25 protein-coding genes are annotated in these 25,796 nt (G+C 63.2%); 13 read left to right on the forward strand and 12 right to left on the reverse strand.

Annotation, left to right across the window (positions count from 1 at the left end):
* Positions 1-632: hypothetical protein (locus tag QMO14_RS05820; protein ID WP_301505401.1), on the forward strand; the 632-nt coding region annotated here is incomplete at its 5' end.
* Positions 633-663: 31 nt separating this feature from the next.
* Here QMO14_RS05820 and argC read toward each other — a convergent pair.
* Positions 664-1,587: an N-acetyl-gamma-glutamyl-phosphate reductase gene (gene argC / locus QMO14_RS05825; protein WP_301505403.1), complete on the reverse strand. Its 924-nt coding sequence runs from the start codon at positions 1,585-1,587 to the stop codon at positions 664-666.
* A 206-nt stretch (positions 1,588-1,793) separates the two neighbouring features.
* Here argC and sucC point away from each other — a divergent pair, with 206 nt between their 5' ends.
* The 9 genes from sucC to QMO14_RS05870 all read left to right on the forward strand — a co-directional run bounded on the left by sucC (position 1,794) and on the right by QMO14_RS05870 (position 10,762).
* Positions 1,794-2,960: an ADP-forming succinate--CoA ligase subunit beta gene (gene sucC / locus QMO14_RS05830; protein WP_019653821.1), complete on the forward strand. Its 1,167-nt coding sequence runs from the start codon at positions 1,794-1,796 to the stop codon at positions 2,958-2,960.
* A 10-nt stretch (positions 2,961-2,970) separates the two neighbouring features.
* The gene (gene sucD, locus QMO14_RS05835) at positions 2,971-3,864 is read left to right on the forward strand and encodes a succinate--CoA ligase subunit alpha (protein WP_301505405.1); all 894 of its coding nucleotides are present in this window, start codon (positions 2,971-2,973) and stop codon (positions 3,862-3,864) included.
* A 119-nt stretch (positions 3,865-3,983) separates the two neighbouring features.
* Positions 3,984-4,670 carry a TerC family protein gene (locus tag QMO14_RS05840; protein WP_301505407.1) on the forward strand — a complete coding sequence of 229 codons (687 nt, stop codon included), beginning with the start codon at positions 3,984-3,986 and terminating at the stop codon, positions 4,668-4,670.
* 28 nt (positions 4,671-4,698) lie between these two features.
* Positions 4,699-5,487 (forward strand): Stp1/IreP family PP2C-type Ser/Thr phosphatase, encoded by a 789-nt coding sequence (locus QMO14_RS05845; RefSeq protein WP_301505409.1) that lies wholly within the window; start codon positions 4,699-4,701, stop codon positions 5,485-5,487.
* A 93-nt stretch (positions 5,488-5,580) separates the two neighbouring features.
* Positions 5,581-6,234 carry an FHA domain-containing protein gene (locus tag QMO14_RS05850; RefSeq protein ID WP_301505412.1) on the forward strand — a complete coding sequence of 218 codons (654 nt, stop codon included), beginning with the start codon at positions 5,581-5,583 and terminating at the stop codon, positions 6,232-6,234.
* Positions 6,235-6,285: 51 nt separating this feature from the next.
* On the forward strand, positions 6,286-8,544 hold the full coding sequence (locus tag QMO14_RS05855; protein WP_301505413.1) for a CHASE2 domain-containing protein: 2,259 nt from the start codon (positions 6,286-6,288) through the stop codon (positions 8,542-8,544).
* A gap of 29 nt (positions 8,545-8,573) precedes the next feature.
* The gene (locus tag QMO14_RS05860) at positions 8,574-9,377 is read left to right on the forward strand and encodes a 3',5'-cyclic-nucleotide phosphodiesterase (RefSeq protein ID WP_301505415.1); all 804 of its coding nucleotides are present in this window, start codon (positions 8,574-8,576) and stop codon (positions 9,375-9,377) included.
* A gap of 208 nt (positions 9,378-9,585) precedes the next feature.
* Positions 9,586-10,095, forward strand: coding sequence for a pilin (locus QMO14_RS05865; protein WP_301505417.1), 510 nt, complete (start codon positions 9,586-9,588; stop codon positions 10,093-10,095).
* Between the two features lie 49 nt (positions 10,096-10,144).
* On the forward strand, positions 10,145-10,762 hold the full coding sequence (locus QMO14_RS05870) for an isoprenylcysteine carboxylmethyltransferase family protein (RefSeq protein WP_301505419.1): 618 nt from the start codon (positions 10,145-10,147) through the stop codon (positions 10,760-10,762).
* Positions 10,763-10,892: 130 nt separating this feature from the next.
* Here QMO14_RS05870 and QMO14_RS05875 read toward each other — a convergent pair whose 3' ends face one another.
* The 8 genes from QMO14_RS05875 to QMO14_RS05910 all read right to left on the reverse strand — a co-directional run bounded on the left by QMO14_RS05875 (position 10,893) and on the right by QMO14_RS05910 (position 19,599).
* The gene (locus tag QMO14_RS05875) at positions 10,893-11,090 is read right to left on the reverse strand and encodes a hypothetical protein (protein ID WP_301505421.1); all 198 of its coding nucleotides are present in this window, start codon (positions 11,088-11,090) and stop codon (positions 10,893-10,895) included.
* A gap of 185 nt (positions 11,091-11,275) precedes the next feature.
* A complete protein-coding gene (locus QMO14_RS05880) occupies positions 11,276-11,590 on the reverse strand; it encodes a hypothetical protein (RefSeq protein ID WP_301505423.1) in 315 nt (104 codons plus the stop codon).
* Positions 11,591-12,134: 544 nt separating this feature from the next.
* Positions 12,135-16,295 carry a PilC/PilY family type IV pilus protein gene (locus QMO14_RS05885; protein WP_301505425.1) on the reverse strand — a complete coding sequence of 1,387 codons (4,161 nt, stop codon included), beginning with the start codon at positions 16,293-16,295 and terminating at the stop codon, positions 12,135-12,137.
* A gap of 17 nt (positions 16,296-16,312) precedes the next feature.
* Entirely contained in the window at positions 16,313-16,906 is a 594-nt protein-coding gene (locus tag QMO14_RS05890) for a hypothetical protein (RefSeq protein ID WP_301505427.1), read from the reverse strand.
* Positions 16,903-18,075 carry a PilW family protein gene (locus QMO14_RS05895; protein WP_301505429.1) on the reverse strand — a complete coding sequence of 391 codons (1,173 nt, stop codon included), beginning with the start codon at positions 18,073-18,075 and terminating at the stop codon, positions 16,903-16,905. Before QMO14_RS05895 ends, QMO14_RS05890 begins: the two co-directional genes overlap by 4 nt.
* Positions 18,072-18,476, reverse strand: a complete 405-nt coding sequence (gene pilV / locus QMO14_RS05900) for a type IV pilus modification protein PilV (RefSeq protein ID WP_301505431.1) — start codon at positions 18,474-18,476, stop codon at positions 18,072-18,074. The genes QMO14_RS05895 and pilV overlap by 4 nt, the downstream gene beginning before the upstream one ends.
* Before the next feature lie 2 nt (positions 18,477-18,478).
* Complete coding sequence (locus tag QMO14_RS05905; RefSeq protein WP_301505433.1) at positions 18,479-19,114, reverse strand: Tfp pilus assembly protein FimT/FimU; 636 nt, start codon at positions 19,112-19,114, stop codon at positions 18,479-18,481.
* Positions 19,099-19,599: a type IV pilin protein gene (locus QMO14_RS05910; RefSeq protein WP_301505435.1), complete on the reverse strand. Its 501-nt coding sequence runs from the start codon at positions 19,597-19,599 to the stop codon at positions 19,099-19,101. Before QMO14_RS05910 ends, QMO14_RS05905 begins: the two co-directional genes overlap by 16 nt.
* Before the next feature lie 472 nt (positions 19,600-20,071).
* Here QMO14_RS05910 and QMO14_RS05915 point away from each other — a divergent pair, with 472 nt between their 5' ends.
* Positions 20,072-21,463 carry a Wzy polymerase domain-containing protein gene (locus QMO14_RS05915; RefSeq protein ID WP_301505437.1) on the forward strand — a complete coding sequence of 464 codons (1,392 nt, stop codon included), beginning with the start codon at positions 20,072-20,074 and terminating at the stop codon, positions 21,461-21,463.
* 73 nt (positions 21,464-21,536) lie between these two features.
* On the opposite strand, the gene QMO14_RS05920 is transcribed toward QMO14_RS05915, so the two are convergent.
* Positions 21,537-22,019 (reverse strand): tetratricopeptide repeat protein, encoded by a 483-nt coding sequence (locus QMO14_RS05920; protein ID WP_301505439.1) that lies wholly within the window; start codon positions 22,017-22,019, stop codon positions 21,537-21,539.
* Between the two features lie 420 nt (positions 22,020-22,439).
* Between QMO14_RS05920 and QMO14_RS05925 the strand changes: the two genes are divergently transcribed.
* A complete protein-coding gene (locus QMO14_RS05925; RefSeq protein WP_367618149.1) occupies positions 22,440-23,003 on the forward strand; it encodes a pilin in 564 nt (187 codons plus the stop codon).
* A 301-nt stretch (positions 23,004-23,304) separates the two neighbouring features.
* On the opposite strand, the gene moaC is transcribed toward QMO14_RS05925, so the two are convergent.
* On the reverse strand, positions 23,305-23,799 hold the full coding sequence (gene moaC / locus QMO14_RS05930; protein WP_301505442.1) for a cyclic pyranopterin monophosphate synthase MoaC: 495 nt from the start codon (positions 23,797-23,799) through the stop codon (positions 23,305-23,307).
* A gap of 195 nt (positions 23,800-23,994) precedes the next feature.
* On the opposite strand from moaC, the gene QMO14_RS05935 reads away from it, so the two are divergent.
* Positions 23,995-25,419 (forward strand): M48 family metalloprotease, encoded by a 1,425-nt coding sequence (locus QMO14_RS05935; RefSeq protein ID WP_301505603.1) that lies wholly within the window; start codon positions 23,995-23,997, stop codon positions 25,417-25,419.
* A 10-nt stretch (positions 25,420-25,429) separates the two neighbouring features.
* On the opposite strand, the gene QMO14_RS05940 is transcribed toward QMO14_RS05935, so the two are convergent.
* The gene (locus tag QMO14_RS05940; protein ID WP_301505444.1) at positions 25,430-25,783 is read right to left on the reverse strand and encodes a phage holin family protein; all 354 of its coding nucleotides are present in this window, start codon (positions 25,781-25,783) and stop codon (positions 25,430-25,432) included.
* Positions 25,784-25,796: the final 13 nt, after the last annotated feature.

Raw genomic sequence — 25,796 nt, forward strand, 5'->3', positions numbered from 1 at the left:
GGGGCGGCGGTGTTTTCTTCTTCTACCTGAGCCAGCTGCAGGGGCCGGGCAACGTAGCCGCGCGCGCGGGCGGAGTCGGCGCGGTGCTCGCGCTCGTCACCTCGCCGCCGCTGCTGGTGGCGCTGCTGCTGCTGTTCTTCGTGGTCGTCTACGTGGCGCTGGGCGCGCAGCAAGGGCGTGCGCGTGCGATGCAGCATCTGGTGGCGGCGCGCGGCGAGGCCGTGTCGCAGCGGCTGGGCGGGGCGATCGCGAGCCGCATCGAGGCCATGCCGAAGGAGCACGGCGCCTTGCATCGCGTGGCCGACTGGCTGTCGGTCGATGCGCTGAGCAGGCAGCTCGCGCCGGTGCTGGGCGAAGGCAAGGCGGTGCGCGCGGTCGTGGCCTTCGTGATCGACAGGCTGCCGCTGAGCGAGATGCTGGCCGAATGGCAGCGCAGCCGCGCGGAGAGCGGAAACGAACTGGTGGCGGGCGAGGGCGGTGCCCCGCCTCAGGATCCGGCGCTGCGCGCGCTGCTCACGCGGCGCATCCACGAGACGCTTCAGGACATGGCCGCGGCCTCGCGCAAGCCGCTGTACATCGCGCTGGGCGCGCACGCGGCCCTGCTGGGCGTGGGACTCTGGCTGGTGAACTGACCGGCCGGCAAGCCGGTGCGAGGCGTGGGGCTCAGAGCCCCAGCATCAGCTTCAGGTTCTGCACCGCGGCGCCGCTGGCGCCCTTGCCGAGGTTGTCGAGGCGGGCGATCACCACGGCATGGCGATGGTCCTCGTTCGGGAACACGCGGATCTCGAGGTTGTTGGTGTCGTTGAGCGCCAGGGCCTCGAGCTTGCCGTCTTCAGTTGGCGGCAGCACCTTCACGAACTGCTCGGGCGTGTTGCTGCGCGCGTAGTGCGCGGCCAGCGCGTCCTGCAGGTCGCCGGCCTTGGGCTTGCCGGGCAGCAGGTCGAGGTGCAGCGGCAACTGCACCAGCATGCCCTGCTTGAAGTTGCCCACCGACGGGATGAACACCGGCCGGCGGGTGAGGCCGGTGTAGGCCATGATTTCGGGGATGTGCTTGTGCTTCAGGCCCAGCGCGTAGATCTCGAAGGCCGGGGCCTCGCCCTTTTCGTAGGCCTCGATCATGGTGCGGCCGCCGCCCGAGTAGCCGCTCACGGAGGGCAGCGAGATGGGGAAGTCGGCCGGCAGGATGCCCGCGTCGACCAGCGGGCGCACCATGGCGATCGCGCCGGTGGCGTAGCAGCCGGGATTGCCGACGCGCTCTGCCCTGGCGACCGCCTGCCAGTGGCCTTCGGTGAGTTCGGGGAAGCCGAACACCCAGCCGGGAGCGATGCGGTGCGCCGTGGAGGCGTCGATGATCTTGGGCTTGGCGCCGGGGAGCTGGTCGATCAGCGCGACCGATTCGCGCGCCGCGTCGTCGTGCAGGCACAGCACCACCAGGTCGACGCCGGCCATCAGTTCGCGCTTGGCGCCGGCGTCCTTTCGCAGCTCGGGGGCGATGCTCACGAGTTCGATCTGCGGCATTGCCTGCAGACGTTCGCGAATCTGAAGGCCGGTGGTGCCGGCTTCGCCGTCGATGAAAACCTTGGCCATGATGGAAGTGCCCCAGGGTAACTAGTAGGAAGTACGTATTGCCCGCAACCCCACTTACAGCATTGGTGCGGCGCACCATGATACAGTCCGCGGTTGTTCGCCGCCCCCAGCCGTCAGGCTGCCGTCGCCCGCGAGCAACAGAGCATAGACCCTCTCCGCCCCGATCTCCCGATTTCTCAACTTCCTCCTTCCGAGAGACATCCCTCATGAAGATTCACGAGTACCAAGGCAAGGAAATCCTTGCCAAGTTCGGCGTGCCGGTGCCGCGCGGCATCCCGGCATATACGGTCCAGGAGGCGGTTGAAGCCGCCCAGAAGCTTGGGGGCCCGGTCTGGGTCGTCAAGGCCCAGATCCACGCGGGTGGCCGCGGCAAGGGCGGTGGCGTCAAGGTCGCCAAGTCCATCGAGGACGTCAAGAAGCTCGCCGGCGAGATCCTCGGCATGCAGCTCAAGACGCACCAGACCGGCCCCGAAGGCCAGAAGGTCCGTCGCCTCTACATCGAAGACGGCGCCGACATCCAGAAGGAATACTACGTTTCGGCCGTGACCGACCGCGCCACCCAGAAGGTGGCCTTCATCGCTTCCAGCGAAGGCGGCATGGACATCGAGGAAGTGGCCCACTCCTCGCCCGAGAAGATCATCACCGTGTTCGCCGACCCGGCCCAGGGCCTGACCGACGAACAGGCCAAGCAGATCGCCGACGGCATCGGCATTCCGGCCGACTCCACCGCCCAGGCCGTGGACATCTTCAAGAAGCTCTACACCTGCTACATGGAGACGGACGCCTCGCTGGTCGAGATCAACCCGCTCAACCGTGACAGCAAGGGCAACATCATCGCCCTGGACGCCAAGTTCAACTTCGACAGCAACGCGCTGTTCCGCCATCCCGAGATCGTCGCCCTGCGCGACCTCGACGAGGAAGACGCGGCCGAAGTGGAAGCCTCCAAGTTCGACCTCGCCTACATCTCGCTGGACGGCAACATCGGCTGCCTGGTGAACGGTGCCGGCCTGGCCATGGCCACCATGGACACCATCAAGCTGTTCGGCGGCGAGCCGGCCAACTTCCTGGACGTGGGCGGCGGCGCCACCCCCGAGAAGGTCACCGAAGCCTTCAAGATCATGCTGAAGAACAAGAACGTGGAAGCCATCCTCGTGAACATCTTCGGCGGCATCATGAAGTGCGACACCATCGCCACCGGCGTGATCGCGGCCTGCAAGGCCGTGAACCTGCAAGTGCCGCTGGTCGTGCGCATGAAGGGCACCAACGAAGTCGAAGGCAAGAAGCTGCTGGCCGAGTCGGGCCTGCCGATCATCAGCGCCGACACCATGGCGGAAGCGGCCCAGAAGGTCGTGGCAGCAGTCAAGAAGGCCTAAGGAACAAGTCATGTCGATCTACATCAACAAAGACACCAAAGTCATCACGCAGGGCATCACCGGCAAGACCGGCCAGTTCCACACCGAGAAGTGCCAGGAATACGCGAACGGCAAGAACTGCTTCGTCGCTGGCGTGAACCCCAAGAAGGCCGGCGAGTCGATCTTCAACATCCCGATCTTCGGTTCCGTCAAGGAAGCCGCCCAGCAGACGGGCGCCACCGTGTCGGTGATCTACGTGCCGCCGGCAGGCGCCGCCGCCGCCATCTGGGAAGCCGTCGAGGCCGACCTCGACATGGCGATCTGCATCACCGAAGGCATTCCGGTTCGCGACATGCTCGAAGTGCGCAACAAGATGAAGGCCAAGGAAGCGGCCGGCGGCAAGAAGACGCTGCTGCTGGGCCCGAACTGCCCCGGCCTGATCACGCCCGACGAGATCAAGATCGGCATCATGCCCGGCCACATCCACCGCAAGGGCCGCATCGGCGTGGTCTCGCGCTCGGGCACGCTGACGTACGAAGCCGTGGCTCAACTGACGGAAATCGGCCTGGGCCAGTCGTCGGCAGTGGGTATCGGCGGCGACCCGATCAACGGCCTGAAGCACATCGATGTGATGAAGGCCTTCAACGACGATCCGGACACCGACGCGGTGATCATGATCGGCGAGATCGGCGGCCCGGACGAAGCTGACGCTGCCCGCTGGTGCAAGGACAACATGAAGAAGCCGGTCGTGGGCTTCATCGCCGGCGTCACCGCCCCTCCCGGCAAGCGCATGGGCCACGCCGGCGCGCTGATCTCCGGCGGCGCCGACACGGCCGAAGCCAAGCTGTCCATCATGGAAGAATGCGGCTTCACCGTGACGCGCAACTTCTCGGAACTGGCCAAGCTGCTCAAGGCCAAGCTGTAAGAGACGGCTCCGCGACACCGGCCGCAGAGCCGGGTCATGAGAGGACCACGCAGAAACAAAAAAGCGCCCGCATTGGATTGCGGGCGCTTTTTTCAATAAAACACAGTGGGATCAGAGACATGGAATTTCTTCAAAGCACAGATTTCTGGATAGGTCTGCTCAAGATCATCTGGATCAACATCATCCTGTCGGGCGACAACGCGGTGGTGATCGCGATGGCGGCGCGCTCGCTGCCGCCCGCCCAACAAAAGAAGGCCGTGCTCTTCGGCTCGGGCGCGGCCGTGGTGCTGCGGATCGTGCTCACGGTGGTGGCGGCCAGGCTGCTCGCGCTGCCTTACCTGCAGATCATCGGCGGCCTGCTGCTGCTGTGGATCGGCCTGCAGCTGCTGGGCGAGGAAGACGACGGCGAGGGCGAGTCCAAGGAGTACGGCAGCATGATGGCCGCCGTGCGCACCATCCTGCTGGCCGACCTGGTGATGAGCCTGGACAACGTGATCGCCGTCGCGGCCGCGGCACAGGGCAGCATGGTGTTGCTGATCCTGGGCCTGGCGATCAGTATTCCCTTGGTGATTTTCGGCAGCACGCTCATGATCAAGCTCATGGAACGTTTCCCGATCATCGTGATGCTGGGCGCCGCGCTGATCGGCTGGGTCGGCGGCGAGACCATCGTGCAGGACGCCATCCTGCGCGACACGCTGGCGGCCAACCCGTGGCTGCACTATGCGGCCGCGGCTGCCGGTGCCGTGTTCGTCGTGGCCGCCGGCCGCCTCATGCAGCGGCGCGCGCACGCCGCCGCGCAACACTGAGCTGCAAAGAGATCGGCGCTGACAGACCATGGCGAGTGTCGGCGTCTCCCTTTTCTCCTCCCGCCCCCCGCTGACCTGGGAATTCGCCTACCAGACCGACGTCGGGCGGATGCGCTCCCATAACGAAGACGCGGTGCACGTCGATCCCGCCCTCGGCCTGGCCCTGCTGGCCGACGGCATGGGCGGCTACAAGGGCGGCGAAGTTGCAAGCGCCATGGCCGTCTCGCTCCTGCACGCCAGCTTCGGCCGCTGGTTCGCCCATGCGGGAATGCAGGCGCCGGCCCGCGTGGTCCGGCGAGCGCTGCAGGCCGCCACTGACGAGGCCAACGGCGCGATCCTGCAGGAAGGCACGACCAACCCGGAACTGCAGGGCATGGGGACAACCCTGGTGCTGGCGGCATTCCGGCCGCAGCGGGTGGTGGTCGGCCATATCGGCGACTCGCGCTGCTACCGCCTGCGCAACAACAAGCTGGAACTGCTCACCCGTGACCATTCCCTGCGCCAGCAGCAGCTGGATGCGGGTGCCATCACCGCCGAAGAAGCGCTGAACTCACCCACCCGAAACCTCGTGACCCGTGCTGTCGGCGTGGAGGCCCAAGTCTTGCTGGAAATGCATGAACACAGCGCAAGACCGGGCGATCTCTATATGCTTTGCTCCGACGGGCTCAGCGAGATGGTTTCGGATGAGCAGCTTTTCACGCTTCTAGGACACGATGTCGGGCTTCAGAAAAAAGCATCACTTTTGGTTGCAAATGCCAATGACAATGGCGGACGGGACAACATCTCGGTTGTCCTGGCAAGTGCGGGCGTTGCGTAAACGCAGCGCACAGGCGGCCAGCCGGGCCCGCGGGCAGCGGCCCTGTGGCCTGCCTGCCGTCGTCATTCATGCTTTGGATTCGGGGAGTCGGCAATGCCGAAGATGATCATTTCGGTCGATGGCGTTGTCATCGGGCAGGTGGCGCTCGCCAAGGAGCGCACGACGCTGGGACGCCGCGCCTACAACGACATCGTGATCGACAATCTGGCGGTCAGCGGCGAGCACGCCGTGCTGCACATGACCGGCGGCGAAGTCGAAATTGAAGATCTCAACAGCACCAACGGCACCTACGTCAACGCGCTCGCCGTCCAGCGGCAGGCGCTCAAGGACAACGATGTCATCGAGGTCGGAGGCTGCCGCATCCATTTCCGCGCGCGCAGCAACCTCGACACCGGGGCTGTCTCGATCCGCACCGCCCCGGCCCAATACCCGTCAGGCGCCATGCCGTTGTCTTCGGCGCCTACCGAATCCGGCGCGCTGGTCGAGCTTGGCATTCCGGTGCTGCGCGTGCTTTCCGGCGCCAACGAAGGGCAGGACGTCGGGCTCCAGAAGGTGGTCACCACCGTCGGCAAGCCCGGAGTCGCGGTGGCTGTGGTCACGCGCCGGCGCCAGGGCTACGTGGCAGCCGGCGTCGAGGGCAACGTCACGCTCAACGGCCTGCAGCTGGGGGTCGAGGCCGTCGCGCTGCAGGAGCGCGACGTGCTCGAACTGGGCGATGCCACGCGCATGCAGTTCGTGCGCATCTGAGCCGCTTTCTCGCTCGGCTCGCCGCGGTCTCGCATACCCGGACCGGGCGCCGTGAGAGAAGAGCTGCGGCGGCACTGGCCGCGCATCGCCATCACCCTGCTGCCGGTGCTGCTGGCACTGGCGCATGCCACCGGCGCCTGGCGGCTGACCGCGCTGGAGCGCCTTGACCAGCTGATCTACGACATCCGCCTGCGCGCCACCATGCCGGGCACCCCCGACGCCCGGGTGGTGATCGTCGACGTGGACGACGCCAGCCTCGCGCGGCAGGGCCAGTGGCCCTGGGCACGCGACAAGATCGCCCGTCTGACCACCGAGCTGCTGACCCGGCAGCAGGCGGCCGTGCTCGGCTTCGACGTCATGTTCCTCGAGCCCGACCGCAGCTCGGGTCTCGACAGGCTGAGAGAGCTTGTGGGCGGCCCGCTGGGCAAAATACCCGGCCTGGCCGCCGAGGTCGAGCGGCTCGCGCCTTCGCTCGATCACGACGCCACGCTCGCCGCCGCGCTGAGCGGCCGGCGCGTGGCGCTGGGCTACTACTTCACGCGAACCGACGCACCCAGCGCCAAGGGGCGGCTGCCTGCGGCTCCCTTGCTGCCCGTGGGTGCCTTTCCCCCGGGGGGCACCTACGCCACGGGCTGGAACGGCTTCGGCGCCAGCCTGCCGGAGCTGGCGAAAGCCGCGCCGGCCGCGGGCTTCCTGAACACGCTGGTCGGCATCGACGGCGACGGCGTGATCCGCAGCGTGCCGCTCATCGCCCGCTATGACGGCGACAGGGCGCAGCCGGGCTACTACGAGTCTCTGGGGCTCGCGGTCTATCGACTCGCGAACGGATCGCCACCCGTGCAGCCGGCCTTTGCCCCGGGTGGCGGCACGGCGCCGCAGCTCGAGTCGCTGAGGGTGGGGCGGCTGCGCGTCCCGGTCGACGGGACAGGAAGCTTGCAGGTGCCGTTCCGTGGCCAGGGCGGTTTGGACGGCGGATCGTTTCGCTACGTGCCGGCCGCCGACGTGCTCGAAGGGCGGCTTGCGCCGGGCGAGCTGAAAGACAAGATCGTGCTCGTCGGCGCCACCGCCCCAGGGTTGCAGGATCTGCGCGCCACGCCTGTCGAAGCCGCCTTCCCGGGCGTCGAGGTGCACGCGAACATCGTCTCCGCGCTGCTCGATGGGCGGCTGCTCAGCGTGCCCGACTACGCGCCGGGCTACGAGGTACTGCTCGCGGTCGTGACCGGGCTCCTGCTCGCCTTCGGGATGTCGCTGCTGTCCGCCCCGCGCGCCATGCTGCTGGCAGCAGGGGCGATCGCCGCGCTGATCGGCCTGAATTTCTGGCTCTACACGGGCTACAGCCTCGTGCTGCCGCTCGCATCGGCGCTGGCCATGGCGGCTCTTGCGTTCGCGCTCAACATGAGCTGGGGCTACTTCGTCGAGTCGCGCGCGCGGCGCGGGCTGGTGCGGCTCTTCGGCACCTACGTGCCGCCCCAGCTCGTCAACGAGATGATGGCGCACCCCGACCGCTACAGCATGCGCGCCGAGAGCAAGCCCATGACCGTGATGTTCTGCGACATGCGCGACTTCACGCGCCTGTCGGAGCAGATGGCGCCGGCCGAGCTGCAGGCCTTTCTCAACACCGTCTTCAGCCGGCTCACCGATGTCGTCAGCGCCCACCGCGGCACCGTCGACAAGTACATGGGCGACTGCGTCATGGCCTTCTGGGGCGCGCCCATCGACACGCCCGAACACGCCACGCTCGCCGTGCGCGCCGCGCTCGACATGGCCGAGGCCGTGCGCGACATCAACCGCATACATCGCGCAAGCGGCCGGCCCGAGATCAGCGTGGGCATCGGCATCAACAGCGGCGTGATGAGCGTGGGCGACATGGGATCGGCGGCGCGACGCAGCTATACGGTGGTCGGCGATGCGGTCAACCTCGCATCGCGCCTCGAGGGCCTGAGCGGGCACTACGGCGTCGAAGTGGTCGCCAGCGGCGCGACGCGCGAACTGGCGCCGGGCTTCGTCTGGCAGGAGCTCGACAGCGTGCGGGTCAAGGGAAAAGCACAAGCCGTTTCCGTTTTTACGCCCCTCGCCGCAGGCACGCCCGAGGCGGTGCAGCAAGCGCAGCAGCTGCTCGAACGCTGGAGCGAAGTCCTCGCCGCATATCGCCGCCAGGACTGGGCCATGGGCCGAAACTTGCTGGCGCCCCTGCTCGCCGCGGATGCGAAAAAAGTCCTTTACCAGCTCTACGCCCAGCGTTTAGCCTCGATGGCGTTGCGACCGCAAGACCCGAACTGGGACGGCGCGACCCGGTTCGAGACCAAATGACGACAGACACATAAAAGGGGTCTTTCACAATGCAGGTTCGTGTGCTGGGTTGCTCGGGCGCCATCGCCAAAGACTGCCGCACCACCTCGTTCCTGGTCGACACGGACCTGCTCGTCGATGCGGGCACCGGTGTCGGGGACCTCACGCTCGACGAGATGGTCCGCATCGACGACGTCGTGCTCACGCACAGCCACCTCGACCACATCGCGGCGCTCCCCCTGATGCTCGACGCCATCTGCAGCCGCCGCACGCAGCCGCTGCGCGTGCATGCGCTGAGGGACACCATCGACGCGCTGCGCGTGCATGTGTTCAACAACGTCATCTGGCCCGACTTCGAAAGCATTCCCAGCCCCGAATCGCCCTTCGTGAGCTTTCACGACATTGCGGTGGGGCAGCAACTGCCGCTGGGCAGCCGCGAGCCCAAGGTGGTGGAGGTGCTGCCCGCGGTCCATACCGTGCCGGCCTGCGGCTTCGCCGTGCGGCGGGCGGAAGGCGGCGCCCACTGGGTTTTCAGCGGAGACACCGAGCGCAACGCCTTCTTCTGGGAACGCGTGAACGAACTCGACGTGGCGATGCTGGTCATCGAAACCGCGTTCAGCAGCCGCGAACAGGCCCTCGCCGAGCGCAGCCTGCACCTGTCGCCCGCAGTCCTGGCCGACGAACTGACGCACATCGGGCCGGGCAAGCAGTACCCGATCTACATCACCCACACCAAGCCCGCCGAAACCGACGAGATCATGAGTCAGATCGAAGCGCTGGTGGACGATCAGGTGGCTGGGCTGGCGCAGCGGGATATCCGCTGGCTGAAGGCGGATGGCGTCCTGACTCTCTGACGGTTGGTGACGCTTTGGCATGACAAATTTGTCACCAAGTGTCGCATCTTGGGGCAAGTTGTGTCACACCGTGTAACTCCAACGTGGTCAGAGGTGACACGTCCGGTACGGGAAGGGGGTCTCAGGCGGGTGGCACAGATGCTGCGAAAGGTACCTCGCTCCGGGCAGGTTCCCGGGCGTAACAACCAACCTACCTGGAGTTAGTTCAATGAACCGTCGCACTATCGCTCGCCGCGCGCAAGCCGGCTTCACCTTGATAGAACTGATGATCGTTGTCGCGATCATCGGCATCTTGGCCGCTATCGCGATTCCGCAGTACCAAACCTACATCGCCAAGTCTCAAGTGGCCCGCGCCATGGGAGAAACCGGCGCACTGAAGACAGCTTACGAGGACTGCCTGAACAATGGAAAGACAGCCATTGGCGCCTGCGACCTCGGCGCCACTAGCTCGGGCATCTTGAGCCTGTCGGCACCCCTGACTTCTACCGCTGGCACCGCTCTCGCTGCGTCCACGAATACCGCCGCTCTGACCACCGACGGCACCATTGCTGCTTCCTTCGCAGGCCAAGCGGCCGCAATTCTGAAAGCGACGCCTTTCACGATCACCTGGACCCGTACTGATGCAGGCAGCTGGACCTGCGGTACGACGGCAGACGCAAAGTATGCGCCGGCAGGTTGCCCGAACACCCCCGCTGCAGGCGGCGGCGGCGGAGGCTAATTGATTGGGGTTTGATATTGAAAAGCGGTCTTCGGACCGCTTTTTTTATATGTCCAAGAAACTTCTGATAATCATTGCAACTAAATTCGTTGTAACAATTGCGCTTTCCGCTTTTGTTTATCGAATATTGCTCACCATCGAAAACTCTCGCACTCTATTGCCAACGCTGGTTCTCCTGCTAATTGGGGAAGTGGTTACTATCGGTATAGTTATTTTCTCAAAGCCATCAACAACAACCTCCACAGATGTAATATCCATTATCAGTACGGGGGTTGCAACGTTCTATTTTCTGTTCGTATCACTAAGCTCTGGAGTAAAAATTGCCCCGTTGATAGTTACAGAAACAATGCAGGTTTTGGGGATAGGATGGCAGATCGTCTCCAAAATTTATCTGGGCCGATCATTTGGTCTTCTGCCGGCAGATCGCGGCATCGTCACTAGCGGTCCATACCGAATAGTCAGGCATCCTATCTATTTTGGATATTTTCTCAACCATCTGGGTTTTTTGCTTTCCACATTTAGTTGGTGGAATTTTTTCACCTACGCAGCATTGTATTTTTTTCAGGCAATCAGGATTTTTCGAGAGGAGCAGCTTTTAATGAAAAACCCTGAATACGCCACATACGCAAAGAAAGTTAAATATCGAGTGATTTTTGGGCTAATCTAAATTAAATTCATCCGGCGATGCCTCGATTCGGTCGTGATTGGAGGTAGCGGTGTGTTGCTCTTGCCAGTTTGAGTTCATGCATATGTAGGGCGCCCTCCAATTAGCTTGATTCCAAGTCAAGACTCCCAACTCAGTACTGGTAGTTGTAAGTCGTGCTGGTGCTATTGCTGTTCGAATCCGAAGCGCTGGCGCTGGCGCTGGCGCTGGCGCTGCCCGACCCGCTGATGTCCGCGGAGACATGCATGGCAGACATCGCACCTGCCGCGAGTTGCGCGGTGTGCTGCCCCAGCGCCTTGGCGGCCTCCAGTGCGATCTGAACCTGCTGCAAATCTGGGGTCCGATTCCAATTTGACAGCGCGGATAAGAGTCAGGTCTAAATTAAGTTAGCGACTCGGTACCTCAGTGCAATCTGGTCTGTGTGCAGCTTACCTCCGATCAGTGGCATCGCGATCTCCCGATACAAAAGTCAAATCTGTTTGACCTTCGCGTCGGCTTCCGTTGTACGTTGAAGGCTTAATTGCGCCTACTTTCGCTAAGCGCAACGAGTAACGATTGAATCGTGGTCTCCGCCGCTTTGATGCTCCGCTGCATCTCCTCGTTGACCAGTCGCACCATGACGCTGAATTCGGTGCGCGTCGCACAGATCTCTTCCGTGTCGGTCACATATTGCGGAGCGATGAGTTTTTCAAGACACGCGTAGGCGCGCCGCACAACCTGCAGATTGTCGATGTCATCGCATGCCTGTAGCGCGAGCGATTCGGCGCTAACGGTTTCAGAAGACCCAGGAAGCGAAGGGGCGTGCGCGGACGCGTCTGCCGGCATAGCCATAAACGGCCTCCAAGTGATTGCAGTTTTCAAAAACTGCCGTCCCGAGACCAATCGGGGCGGCAGCTCGACGGGTTGGTCTACCGGGCAACCACTTGCGTGAAACCGGGCGGGCTTGCGCCCGCCCGCCGAGCCGCCAAAACTGGAGGCACGAACGACGAAGCCGCAGACCCTGCGGGGACTGCGGCTTGCATCGCAGTGATTGCACGGGAGACCAATCCCGGTCACACCGTCTTTCGGTGCGACCGGCGCAGCATAGCCACGCAGGTGTCGTGTAGGCCGCGGAGGAGCCTGGATGTTTCCAGCCCAGACCAGCAAGGAAGAGTTTGATCGTCATTGAGGCGGCCAGACCGCGTCGTCGATAGCTGGCGCGCCCCGAATGATGGTCGAGCCGCCGATCGAGGCGTACTCGTTAGCTTCCTGCGCAAAGCTCTGAACGACCCACATGCCAGTCCTGCTCCAGCGCGGGTGGCGCAGATGCACCACTCGGAAGTCCACCGAGACGCTCGGGTAAATTACGCTACGGAATGCCTGCCCGATCTAGCCATCAATCAATCGTCGGCACTTCCCGCCAATTCAACAACCGCAGCCCCGTCCCCTTGCCGAAGTCGATTGGCGGTTGATTCACTTCACCTCTCACGTTGCCCGCGATGCCCTGCATCCGGCCGTTGTTGTTGATGATCTGGATGTCCGTGATCGCGCTGGTGTAGCCGACATATGCCGCCCCCGAAGTCAGCGCTGTTGTGCCGGACCCATAGTTCACAGCATAGATCCGGCTCTGGCCCGAGGGACTGCAGGCGTCGCCCGTGGTCATCAGGCTGGAGAACACCACTACCCCATTGAACGACGTGGCGCCGAGCGTCACGCGCCAGGTCGTTCCCGACGTTGCGTCGCTGCCCAGGTCGAGGTACCAGCCCAGCTTCGTTCCCAGGCTGAAAGCCGTTTTGCCCGTGAGGTTGTCCTCGTTCAGGGCTGCCAGGTCGTCGCGCGTGATCGCAGCGGTTCTGCCTTTGTCGAAGCTCGTGGCATCGCCGTCGATGATGGCGTAGAACGACTGGCCCGCCTTCGAATTGATGTCCACGGTGTCGAGCAACTGGCCAGTGCCGAAGAGCACATAGCGCTTCTTGCTCTTGGGGTCGATCTCCACCAGGGGCTGGGTCGTGATTGGCTGTGAGCCGCTGGCATCGGCCAGGGTGGCCAGCTTCAACGGGGCAGGGTAGGAACCGGCGCTGCCCTTGGCCGCGGTCACGTCGAAACGCCACAGTTGTCCGTTCAGGTCGCCCGCATAGAGCGCATCGGCGGTGCCGTCCGTGAAGTCGGTGATGTAGGCGGTCAGCTGTGCCAGGCCTGCTGCCGAGCTTCCGGTCTGCACTTTCTCAAGCAGTGCGCCGGTCTTCGGGTTCACGAAGTACACGTAGCCGAATCCGTCGCCGTTGTTGTAGCCCGAAGTGAAGACCACGACCCATCCGTACTTCTTGGTCTTCAACACCACCGGCGTGCCGAAGCTGTAGCCCAGCGTGCTGTCCACGCCGGTGGTCGCGCTGGAGAACTCCCACAGTACCTTGGTCTTGATGGTGTCCTCGCTGGTCATGCTCGCGGGATCGGTCACGTCGATGGCGTAGAAGCCTTTGCCGCCCTTGCCGAGCCCGCCGATCAGCACGGTGCGCCAGTCGGAGTTGTTGCCGGTTGCGGTGGTCGTGAAAACGCCGCCGGCGCTGTTGAAGTCGATGTCGAAGGCCTTGGGCGATGCGTCGACGTAGTAGTGGTGCTGGTAGTCCGGGTTGCCGAGTTGGCGCAGGCCATCGAGCGTGGGCGTGGCCGGGCTGCTGGGGCCCGAGAACAGCATGCTTGGCACGTAGGCGAACAGCTCCTTGCCGGCATTCGTTCCGGTGAGGGCGCCATTGAACGCGTGCAGCATGCCGTCGTTGGCGCCCGCATAGACGATGGTGGCGCGGGAGGCATAGTCGGTCTTGAACTTCGCGTAGCCGGGGTTGACCGTGTTCGAGAACTGGCTCGAAGGCGGGCCAACTGGCGTGACCTTCGCGTTCACGATGTCGCCGAGCAGCAAGGCGCGACGGCGGTAGGGCTTGGTGTCGTCGGTGGTCGTCTTTTCCTTGCTGCGGTCGCCACGCAGGTAATTGAGGAAGTCGCCGCTGTCGTCACCCGTGGCCCACGGTGTATCGAGGGCGGTGGACTGGGCCGCTGTCAGGTTGGCCTTGCGGAAGGGCACGCCCGCGGTGCCGTTCCAGGTGAGCACGCGACGGGCGGTATCCCAGCCGGTACCGGCCAGCTGGCTTTCCAGTGTGCTCGAGCTGTTCCACATCTCCGTGAGCGTCGGTACGTCGTTGGGGAACGTGAGCTGGCTGCCCGACAGCACGCCTGTCCAGCCGTTCGAGTCGTACTGCGATGCGTAGGACGCCGCGCCTGCGGCCGATACCTGCGGGCTCGACAGCGAGAACGATGTGGTGAACGATTTGATGGCGTTGGCGATGCTCGCGAAGGCCTTCGTCAGGCCATCCACCATCGAGTCGGGCCGGCCTGCCGTGAAGTAGTTGTCCGGCCGCGGCTGAGTGGTGCCGCCGTTGCGTGTGTCGGTGAGCGTGTCGCCGCTTGTGGACCACCATGTCTGCGGAATGGTGTCGCTGAAGGTGTACGGGTCGAACGTGTTCTGCATGTTGGTGGGTATCTTGAGACCACCGAACTTCGCAGCCAGGTAGAACTGGTTGTTCGCCTGGAAAGCCTGTTCGAGCACGTCGACCCAATAGGTCTGAACCGTCTGCTTGCCGATGGTGCTCGGCGTCTTCGTGTCGTCGGGCCGGATGTCCTTGGTGTTCGCGTCGTAGGCGAGACCTGCCATGAGCGCTGAGTTGTTGCTGCAGCAATTGTTCGAGACGTTGGTGCGCGTGCCCAGATCTCCCGTCATCCCTTGCAACTGGCCGACCTTGGTTGTCGCTGTCACTGCATTGACCGTCTTGTCGGCCGTGACCGACGCGGGCATCGTCGGCTCGTTGGCGGTGTTCGTGTTGCCGGGAACGTTCTTGTCCGCATGGGTGTAGATGTCACCGATCCCGAGGACGAAGTTGCGCTGGCACGAGTACTGGATCGGATCGTCCCAGTTCGTGATGACCGGAAAGCCGTCGAGGCGCTTCGCCGTGGTGTTTGTGTCGGTGGTGTTCAGATTGCTCCATTCCGGCACGTTGCCCAGGTTGCGGTAGTAGCGCAGGGCCGCGTAGTAGAGCTCGCTCACAGGGTCGTTCGATTTGTAGGAGCCGGGAATGATCTGGCCGAACTTGTTGAGGTAGTTGATCACGCCGCTGTCGGCAATGGTTACGCCATTGGCAGAGGTTGCACTGGCATCGGCTGAGTCAGGATTGCGAACGAACACACCTGTGTTCGGGTCCCATTCCTTGTTGGCGTTCGCGGTATCGGGGAGCCCGGGCACCGGCTGCATCGGGCCCACGAATTTCTGGCGCGCGCGCATCACGCCGCCATCGCGGCCATTGCCGTCTTCGTTCAGATAACCGAAGGCGCTGAATCGCATGCGCCGCGCGTACTGCTGGATCAGTCCCTCTGGCTTCCAGTTGCTCCCGTACTGCACGCAGTTGCTCTCGACACCACCGGGAGCGTTGGGGTTGCAAACCCTGTTGCGCATCGTGTAGTCGTTGGTGACTGCGCCGCCGATGTCGCTCGTGAACGTATTGAAGCTGTTGCTGCCTGGTCTCTTCCACAGGAACTGCATGACCGCGCCGCCACCGTTCTCGTAGTACTCGATCTTCACGTCGAAGCTCTGTCCCGCCACCAGGGCAACCGTGGCGTCGTAGTTGGTCGGGCCCTGGTCGATCCATTTGTCGATGACCAGCAGCCCGCCTATCCAAAGGCGTACACCGTCGTCCGCCCGTACCCGGAACGTATAGGTGCCTGTCGAAGGGGCAACGAACGAGCCCGTAAAGCGCGCAGCGAAGTTGTCCGCGCCGATGCCTGTCACGGGCGCTCCGGAGCCCCAGTCGTGATCCACGGTGTCTTGCGGTACCGTGACGGTCGCCGTACCGGCGAGTGTCTTGTTGGCGTTGTTGTAGTATTCGCCTTTCAGTGATGCACCGGATGCGGTGATGCGCATCGCATACTTGCGGCCGTTGACCGAGATGCCGAGGCTCGTCGAGGTGCTGAACGGCGTGGCGCCTGCGATTTCCGCCGAGGGAAGGTTTCGATCGTCGAACAGGCCTTGCCCTGCGTGATAGCCCTTTTCCAGGATGGTGTCGGTCGTCGTGTCAACCACGCGCCTGCCGCCCGTCATTGCCCAGCGGAACGGGTCGATGGTTGCCGTGGCCGCCCAGTTCAGGAAGTTGCCGCTCCACTTCGTTCCGTCGCACTTGTGGCTGCTGGCTACGGCCGTCGGGTCGAAGAAGCTCTTGTCGCCGGTGTTGGTTTCGTTGGCCGTGGTGTCCACCACGTACGAATAGCACTTGTTGGGGTCGAAGTAGCCGAGGAAGGTGCTTGTGCTGGCGTATGCGGCGGTGTGTGCCGTGCGCGAGGCCGTTGGCCACTCCACGGACAGCGTCAGCGCCAGGTTGCCGGGCACGTTCGAGGTGGCGAAGACAGGCTGGTCGGCGAGGCTGGCTGCATCGGCTGGCGTGTGCAGGCCGAAGAGTGCGCTGGCGAGCGCAACCGCGCCAGCCACGCGCGTGGCAAGAATCGGAATGTTGTTCATGGTTCTTTCGCGATGCGTTATTCGGGCTTCGTGAAGGAGGACTGCAGGAAGACCTGCGTGTCGCGGGGGCCGTCCACGCGCACGCTCAATCGATAGACCAGCGCCTTGGGCGGGGGGGGGCGCCCGGATTCCTGGACACTGCCGCCGCGCACATCGGTGGTTGCAGGGGCGTAGATACAGGTGCTCTTGCTCGACGCGCCGCTGACGTTGCAGAGGCGGTCGATGAGGTAGCGGATTTGTATCGCGTCCGTCCCCACGATGATGTCGGTGGCTTTCCCCTTGTAGAGCTCGTCTTTCAGGAGCGCGAGCGGTATTCCTCGGTCGTTGGTGTCCAACCTGACCGCGCTGTAGTTCGACGTTTTCACATCGTTGTAGTCGGCGCCAACGGCAGACAAGGCGCCGGTGCTGAACAGTGCCAGGGCCTTGACCGCCGCCTGCTCGCCCTGATTGACGAGGTCGCGCTTGAACGCCAGGTTACCGGCGCTGGAGAGGGTCGTGTTCATCGAGCGCATCACGGCGACGCCGCCCGCAAGCAGGATGACGAGAACGATCAGGCAGATCAGCAGCACGACGCCGCGTTCGCGGCGCTGCCTGCGCAAGGAAGTAATCATGATTTGGGCAGCAACAGGATGTTGCGCAGCGGAATGGTGAATTCGACGACGCGATAGCGATAGCGGCGGTCGTCACCGGTCAATGTGACGGGGTCGCGCTGCAGGCCCGTATCGCTGAACATCGCGGGAATGGTCGATGAGACAACGTCACGTTCGAGCGTGGCGCTGCGCAGGATCAGGCCCACGCGGACGGCAACCACCTGCCTGCTGAGGTTTCCGTTCGTCATCATGGTCTTGATGTCGAAGCCCGTGGCATCAGGCGCCTTCCACCCGTCGATGATGCCGTCCTTGTTGGTGTCCAGCCCGTAGAGCGCGTGCAGCTCCATGACGCCATCGGCCAGGGTCTGGATCGTGTCGGTGCCGTCGCTGCGCAGCAGGTCATAGCTGGCCAGCGTGTTGTTCGGGCCGATGCCGAAGAGCTGGAACTGCACGTTGTTGGCCGTGTTGTTGCCCAGCACCGAGAGGTACGCGGTGCCGCTGGCAGCAAGCGATGCCAGCGTCGTACCGACGCCTGCCGTGTAGTACATCCCGTTGAGCGTGACCAGTTCGTTGTTCGCGCTGTCCGCAAAGGCAGAGTCGACCTGTTCGAGCAGACAGTCGGTTGTGCCGACCTGACTGACCAGCGCTATGTCGTTCGGCTTCAGCTGGACCGTGTTGTCCAGGCGAAGGATCTTCGGGTCGGTGCCCGCGGCGAGAATGGGGCGCGGCACATCGCCAGCCGCGGCATTGCCCCCCATCATCAGCAGCACGTCGGACTTGCCGTCCGAAGATTGGCCTTTGCCGATCAGCAGCGGCGCGACGCGCAGGTCCGCGACCCCCGCGGCGTTGGTGAGGAATTTCTCGAACGGCGCTGGAAAGACGGTAGTGCGCGGAAGGATCGCCACGTTGTTCTGCTTGGCCTGCAGCTTGCATCCGAAGACACCCAGGTCCCACGACTGGGTGAAGCCGGAGCCCGCGCTGCGACCTGCGCGGTCCAACAGATAGGCAGCGTAGGAGCCCGATTGATTGATGTCGTTGACCGATGTGGTCGTGCGCTTGGTCGATTCGCCGAAGATCACGGCGCTTGTGATCGCCAATGTCACCACCAGCGCGATGACCATGGCGACCAGCAACTCGATAAGGGTGAGGCCGCGTTCCCGCAAGGCAGGCCGGACTTGTCGAGCGCTCATTGGGGCAGCTCCACGTGGGTTGTGAGTTTGCTGCTCGTGCTTTGCGATGGGGCTTGCCAGGTGATCGTCACGTCGGCGGACTTCGCCGTGGCGGCGACGTCGACTTGACCATCACCGCTGGGGAGGCCTCCCGACTTCGGATCTTTGACGCGAGCTTTCCAGGCAGTCAGCGCAGCAGCAGGCACAGTCGCCGACTGGTTGAGCCACATGAGGGCTACGACCTCGTTCGCGAGCAGAGCCGCACGATTGCGGTCCTCGGCATCTACCGAGAAGCTGACGGCTCGCGCCTGAAGGCCGATCAGTCCCAGCAATCCCAGGGAGAACAGCAATACTGAAATCAGGACTTCAAGTAACGCGACGCCGGCTTGGCTCCGGCGAGTTTTTTCGCTTGGGTATTTCATCGCTATGGACACCCGTCGGGCTGGGTCGCTGAAAGTGTTCGGGCGGGATCGCACATACGGACTTGTCCCCCTACTGCAACGGTGACACGCAGCGGCCTGTCACCCGTCTTGGTGTCGCTCATCGCGATGTCGTACTGGGCGGCCTCGGCCTTGCACTTTGCGCCAGTGGGGCCTGGCGTCTCGTTCGTCACGAGGCGGCCGATGGAACTGAAGCAAAGCGCCGATGCGACGTTGGATGACGTCTTGGGCCCCGTGATCGCCACGTTCGAGGCGACATCGAGCAGGATCCCCGCTTCCACGAACGTTGCGGTCGTGTCCGAGTCGGCTGGCACCACTGTGCTGATGGCCCAGTTGCTGCCGTTGGCCTTGGCTGTATAGGTGGTAGTGGTGGGGCTGTTGTCGGTCAAGGAGAAAACCACTTGCCGATTGCGCCGGGTGGCTTCGGTCTGCGCCTGCCGTAGAGCGTTCTGCAGCGAATCGCTGACCGTGCGGATCTTGTTGTTGCGCACCCAGCCGAGCATGGACGGCGTAGCGAGCGCGGCGAGCAGGGCCATGATCGCCACAACCACGATCATCTCGACGAGTGTGAAGCCCAGAAGCCGGACCGGAGAGCGGCGGCCCATCATGACGAGGGGCATGCTTGCCCCTTCTTGACGATCCAGGCGGTGGTGCAGGACGTCCAGCCCGACCATCCAGATGGCATTTTGGTCGTGGCTTGAGAGTTCGCGTGATCGACCGTAAAGACGACGTCCTTAGCAGGACCGCTTCCGGTTGCGGTGAGAAGGAAGCTGGTGTCACCCGTGTCGGTATCGCCGGCGCAACTCACCACGAAGTTGCCGAAGGTGCGGGGCTTTGCGTCTGTGTTTTGACAAGGCGGAATAATCGTTCCGACCTTTTTGTACGTCCGGTTGTCCTGAAAGTACCTCTCCATGTTCGCCCGCATGGTCGCCAGCCCGTTGGTGGCGTCCACAACGTACCCTCGCCGTACGTAGTCCTGGTAGCTCGGGATAGCAATGGCTGCGAGCACACCGATGATCACCACCGTGATCATGATTTCAATCAGCGTGAAGCCGTGCGATCGGTCACGGCGGGCGATCCGGTTGCAAGCAGATTGCTGTTTCATCAAAAGACACCTTTCAGACCGGCCGGCAGGGCCGGAAACGGGCGGGAAACAATTACACAAAGTTGTTAAAGGATGTCTCTGAATGTTTGTTTCTGCAAAACCATCCGTCTCCTGGCAGTGACCTTTCGTCGGCAAGCGCCCCCGGCACAATGACCGGATGACCTCCTGCGCAGCGCCCGCCAGTTCAGTTCTGCCCGCTTTCAAAGTTCTCGGTGTTGCGCGCGCAGGTTTCGTCGCCATACCTTTTCTTTGCCCCCTGGTTGCCGGTCCATCCGTGAGCGCGTGGCAATCCCTGGTTTCCTGGGCCTGCCTGGCAGGGTTGTTGTCGCTGGCTCCAGTCCACTCGCCTGCCCTCAGGGTTTGGGCATGGCTGGGTCTTGGGGGGGCTTTCGTCGCCCTTTCCGGTTGGTATGCGCTGCCTTCATGGGGGCCAGTTTGTCTTGCGATCGCGGGGGTCGCAGCAGCCGCGAGCGTGGGCAGTGGACTGGTGCGCGAAGGCTGTCTGGTCCCATCCTGGCTGGCCGCCGGCGTGCTCCTCGCCGGTCTCGTCAGCGGCGTGCTGGGCTTGTTGCAGTACTACGGCCATGCCGAGCCGCTCGCCCCGTGGACAAGCTCCCCCGCTCTCGGCCAGGCCTACGGCAACCTCCGCCAGCGCAACCAGTTCGCTACGCTGATCAGCATGGCGTGGATCGCGATGCTATGGCTTCATGCCAAGCACCCCTCACCCCGTGCGAGGCGCGGATTGCTGGCTGCGGCACTGCTGTTGCTCATAGCGGCCGCAGCCTCGACATCCCGCACAGGATTGCTGCAGTTGCTGGCTATCGTGGGCGTTGCGAGTTTCGTCGCGAGGCGCGAGCGCCGAGGCTGGCGCGCCGAAGCCGAAGACCGGATGAAGTTGCCCTCGCCCCTGCTTTTGCTGGCAACCATCCCCTGTTATTTCATCCTCGCCTGGCTGCTGCCTCAATTGCTGGGAGGCGCGGGCGGCGGCGTCGAGAGCATGCTGCAGCGCCTGCATACCGGCGCGCCCGATGACCACAGCCGGCTGGTCCTCTGGCGCAACGTGCTTTCGCTTATCGCAGAACATCCTTGGACCGGCTGGGGATGGGGTGAGCTCAGCTTCGCGCATTACAGCACCCAATACGACGGGCCTCGGTTCGTCGAAATTCTGGACAACGCCCATAACCTACCGCTGCATTTCGCAGTGGAACTGGGCATTCCTGCCGCGGTATTCATCTGCGGCGGCTTCCTGTGGCTGGTGCTTGCTGCAGGACCCTGGTGCGAGCGCGACCCCACCCGACTGATGGCGTGGGGCATGCTGGGCGCGATCGTGCTGCACAGCCTGCTCGAATACCCGCTCTGGTACGCGCCGTTCCAACTGGTCTTCGGCTTTTGCCTGGGCATGCTGTGGCCAGCCAGGTCCAACCTTGCGATCCGGCCGGCGCTGTCGTCTCTCGCGGCGGGAGCCATGCTGCTGGTAGTTGGGTATGCCAGTTGGGAATACATCCGTGTCAGTCAGATTTACCTCCCGGCCGATGAGCGGCTGTCAGCCTTCAAGGAGAACACCCTTGCCAAAGTGAGGGGAACATGGCTCTTCGCCCGACAGGCTGAGTTCGCGGAACTGACTCTCACCACCGTGACACCCGCGAACGCAACTGAGATGCATGCTCTTGCGCGTCGTGTGATCCATTTTTCGCCGGAGCCGCGTGTCATCGTCAAGCTGATCAAGAGCGCCGAATTGCTCGGCTTCAAGGAAGAATCCAAAGCGCAGGCGGAGCGCTTCAGCGATGCTTTTCCGCTCGAGTTCGCGCGTTGGCTGCGTCAAACCGGTTCCGAGTCTGGCTCCGGGGCGGTACCGCAACCGTGAAAGAAAAGCTGGAGTCGCTCAATCGTTTGAATATGTTGCCCATGTGTAATTAACCGCGCTGCCGCGATTGAGCTCATCGGCGCTGCTCATGCCCTCCGGTTGGGGGCAAATATTTCGAGAAATCCGGGGCGGTTGTTTTTTCAATCATGAATTGAATTTGCTGGCGGGCAATGAAATTCCCGAGAGCCGCAGATTTTGCAAGCCACATGATTGCCAAATTTGAGTCTTGAGAGACCCCGTGGCCATTTGCATGGCACTGGCCCAGCCATTGCATCGCATCTGGGTTTTGCTGTGTCGCGGCCAGTATAAACCAATAGGCTGCAGCGCCGAAGGAGCGGGCGACATAGAACATGGCACCAGCGTCATTTTGAGCCTCCGCCTCGCCACCGTCTGCCTTCAACAAAATTTCCCTATCCTCTTTGCTCATCGAGATAGGGATTGATGCTGAAACGTCGGCAAGACATAGCATGGCGCGGCCTCGTGAGTCCTTGCCGATTTTTTTTATTGATCCGCTAGACACGCGGCGCCATAGCGTCCGCTTGCTGACGCCGGTCATTGCGATGGCTGCTTCTAAACTTATCTTATCCCTGTTCACTCTTGCGATTGTAGAGTGCAAGGAATCGAGAAATTGTTAGCAGAATGATTCCACGCTAAATAATTTCTTCCCACTTGCTGCGGTGCTTCATAGATCCCACGGCCGGAGATAAATATTGCCAATTGCTAGCAGTTGTTGAATATCTAACGGCTTCGAGGGTGTTGGGGCAATTGTGTCACCCATTGGGTAATACTGGCGGTACCCAACTGATTGATGGTGTTGGCGCACGACGACCTGTGCCAGGGTGCTTCTTTTTGAGTGCCGCTTTGTGAAATTATTGTTTCTGGCACATCTTTTGGATGAGTCTGCTCCAATAACTTGGCATCGGAAAGGAGGATGCGCGCGGGCACACGATGTGCATCCTGATTTTTGCCCATGTAGATGGATATGGGCAAATTAAATCAATCATCAGGGATGTATATGAACTGCCGCTCTTCTTTGTGCAAATCACAAAATGGTTTTAGCCTCATCGAATTAATGATCGTCGTGGCAATAATTGGCATATTGGCTGCGTTTGCCTTGCCGACTTACCAGGACTACATAATTCGTACTCGCGTTGCTGAAGGCCTCGGCTTTGCAGCGGCAGCCAAGATAACAGTGGGAGAAAACATTGCCAATGCAGGCGGCCTCGGCATCACTAACACAGATTACTGCGCGGGAGTTACTACTCTTTCCGCATCAATAGGCCACGTTGCCTCACTATCATGTAGCGGCGATTCGGGTTCCATTGCCGTGACTATGAGTCCAGCGGCCAAGAGCGTTGTTGTAAAACTGGCTCCAAATAGCGTGGTTGTTGCTAGTAATACTGGCGGTACTGGCGGTACTGGCGGTACTGGCGGTACTGGTGGTACTGACGGCGGGGGCACAATTGGCGCCATAACCTGGAAATGCACTACCGATAGCGCTTCCTATAAGTATGTCCCGGCGGAATGTCGAAAGTCCTAAGAACTGGAGAGGGTGTGAGTAAAGTTTTTTGAGGGGGCGCCGGCAACTCTTGTGCCGGCTCTTCATACTCGGCATACATGCTCTTGCTGGTCATCGTATGCCTCACACACGAAATTCCTGACAGTCCCGTGTAGACGTGACGACGCGGCTGCCGCGGTTCATCGACGATGTCTCTGGCGCCGAGCAGCCGTACTCCGCGTTCGGCTATCGTCTTCTTAACGAGATTCGAACGCCAGTTCGCTTGGCAAGCGGCTTAGTTCCGATGATCTCGGTGGACCGGTCGACGGGATTCACTCCTTGTTCAGGCGGTGCCTTGCCCAGCCACCCAACTCCCCGACTTCCCCCCAAGCTTCTCCAACACATGCACATCGGTAATCCGCATCCCCCGATCCACTGCCTTGCACATGTCGTAGATCGTCAGTAACGCCACCTGCACCGCGGTCAGCGCCTCCATCTCCACCCCCGTCGGCCCCACGGTCTCCACGGTCGCCGTGCAGGCCACCTGCGGCGCGCTCCCCGTATCGGCCAGCGCAAAGGCCACGGCGACCCGCGTCAGGGCCAGCGGGTGGCACAGGGGAATCAGGTCGCTCGTCTTCTTCGCCGCCTGAATGCCCGCGATGCGCGCGATGCCCAGCACGTCGCCCTTCTTCGCGGTGCCGGACTCGATCAGCGCGAGCGTCGCCGCCTGCATCTCGATGCGGCCGGTGGCGACCGCCACGCGGTGGGTGGCGGGCTTGGCGGCCACGTCGACCATGTGGGCCTGGCCCTGGGCGTCAAAATGGGTGAGGGTGCTCATGGGTGAACGATCAGGTTGGACGTGCATCATACGAGCCCGAGCCACAGACGAGGAACGCCGCGCTTGACTCCCCAACGCCACTCCCAGAGCCAGCGGACGCCCGCCCTGCGGTCGTTGTACGCTAGTGTTTTGATAGCTTCCCAGGTGCTGCTGCCGGTGCCCGCGCTGGCGCAGATCCAGCAGGTACTGCCCGGCATGGGCGACGGCGGCGAGATGACCGCCAGCGCCGAGCGCCATCTCGGCGACCAGATCGCCCGCGAGCTCTACCGCGACACCGACTACATCGACGACCCGGTGATCGCCGCGTACGTACAGGGCATCTGGCAGCGCCTGCTGGTCGCAGCCCGCGCGCGCGGCGAGCTCACCCCGGAGCTCGACGAGCGCTTCGCCTGGACGATCCTGCTGGGCCGCGATCGCAACATCAACGCCTTCGCGCTGCCGGGCGGCTACTTGGGGCTCAACCTCGGGCTGGTGGCCGTGGTCGGCAGCCGCGACGAACTGGCCACGGTGCTCGGACACGAGCTCTCGCACGTCACGCAGCGCCACATCTCGCGGATCATGGCCAGGCAGGGCCGGCAGATGCCGTTGATGATCGCCGGCCTGATCCTCGGGATGATCGCGGCCGGCAAGAGCCGCAACGGCGATGCCGGCCAGGCCATGATCATGGGCAGCCAGGCGATGTTCGCGCAGAACCAGCTGAACTTCTCGCGCGACATGGAGCGCGAGGCCGACCGCATCGGCTTCGGCGTGATGACGCAGGCCGGCTTCGCGCCGCAGGGCGCCGCCACGATGTTCGAGAAGCTGCAGTACGCAGCGCGCCTCAACGACAACGGCTCGTACCCCTACCTGCGCAGCCACCCGCTGACGACGGAGCGCATCTCCGACATGCAGGGCCGCTTCCAGTTCAACATGGACACGGTGCCACCGCAGCCGCTGGTCATGGATCACGCGATGATCGCCGCGCGCGCCCGCGTGCTGACGCGCCCTGGCGTGGACGTGCTGCGGCTGTGGATCGACTCGGCCTCCAGCGGCGAATTCGCGAAGAGCTCGCCGGCACAGCAGGCCGGCACGCTGTACGCAGCGGCGCTGTCGGCGAAAGAGATGCGCGACTACAAGACCGCGCGCGCCCTGGCCGAGCGCCTTGTCGCGCGCGTGGCGGACGACCCTGCCGCGGCAAAGCAGGCACGCTGGCTCAGCGCGGAAATCGAACTCGCCGCGGGCGCTGCGCCCAAGGCGGCTGCCCTGCTCGATGCCAAGGCGAAGGAGCGGCCGGAGATGCTGCTGTCGGCCGAGGCGGCCACGGCGATGCGCCAGCCCGCGCCGATGATTCCGGTGCTGCGCGACTGGGTGGCTGCCAATCCGCGCGACGCGACGGCATGGCGTGCGCTCAGCAATCTCTACGGCGCCCAGAACGACACGCTGCGCGCGGTGCGCGCCGATGCCGAGGCGAACGTGGCGATCCTCGACTATCCGGCGGCGCGCGACCGCTTCAAGGCCGCGCAGGAGATCGTCCGCCAGTCCAAGGTGGTCGATCACTACGAGGCGTCGATCATCGACACCCGGGCTCGAGCCGTGGAAGTGCTGGTGAAGGAGCAGGCGGCGGAGCCGCCGCTGAAGTAGCAGTGGGTTCTCAGCGCTTGGAAAGCAGTCCGCCCAGCGCGGACTCGATCAGCAGCCCCAGCACCGAATACAGCAGCGAGCCGATCAGCGCGGCCAAAAAGCCGTTGACGTGGAAGCCGCCCAGCAGGCCCGAGGCGGCCCAGAACAGCAGCGCGTTGATGACGAAGAGGAAGAGCCCCAGCGTGACGATGGTGACGGGCAGCGTCAGTATCACCAGCACCGGCCGCACGACCATGTTGAGCAGGCCGATCACCGCGGCGGCGATCAGCGCGGAGCCGAAGCTGTTGACCTGGACGCCGCTGTAGAGATAGGCGACCGCCAGCAGCGCCACGGCGCTGAGCAGCCATTTGAGGATGATCCGCATGGCGGCAGGATAC

The organism is Variovorax sp. CAN15 (assembly GCF_030462475.1).
In the GTDB taxonomy this organism is placed as follows: Bacteria; Pseudomonadota; Gammaproteobacteria; order Burkholderiales; family Burkholderiaceae_C; genus Variovorax.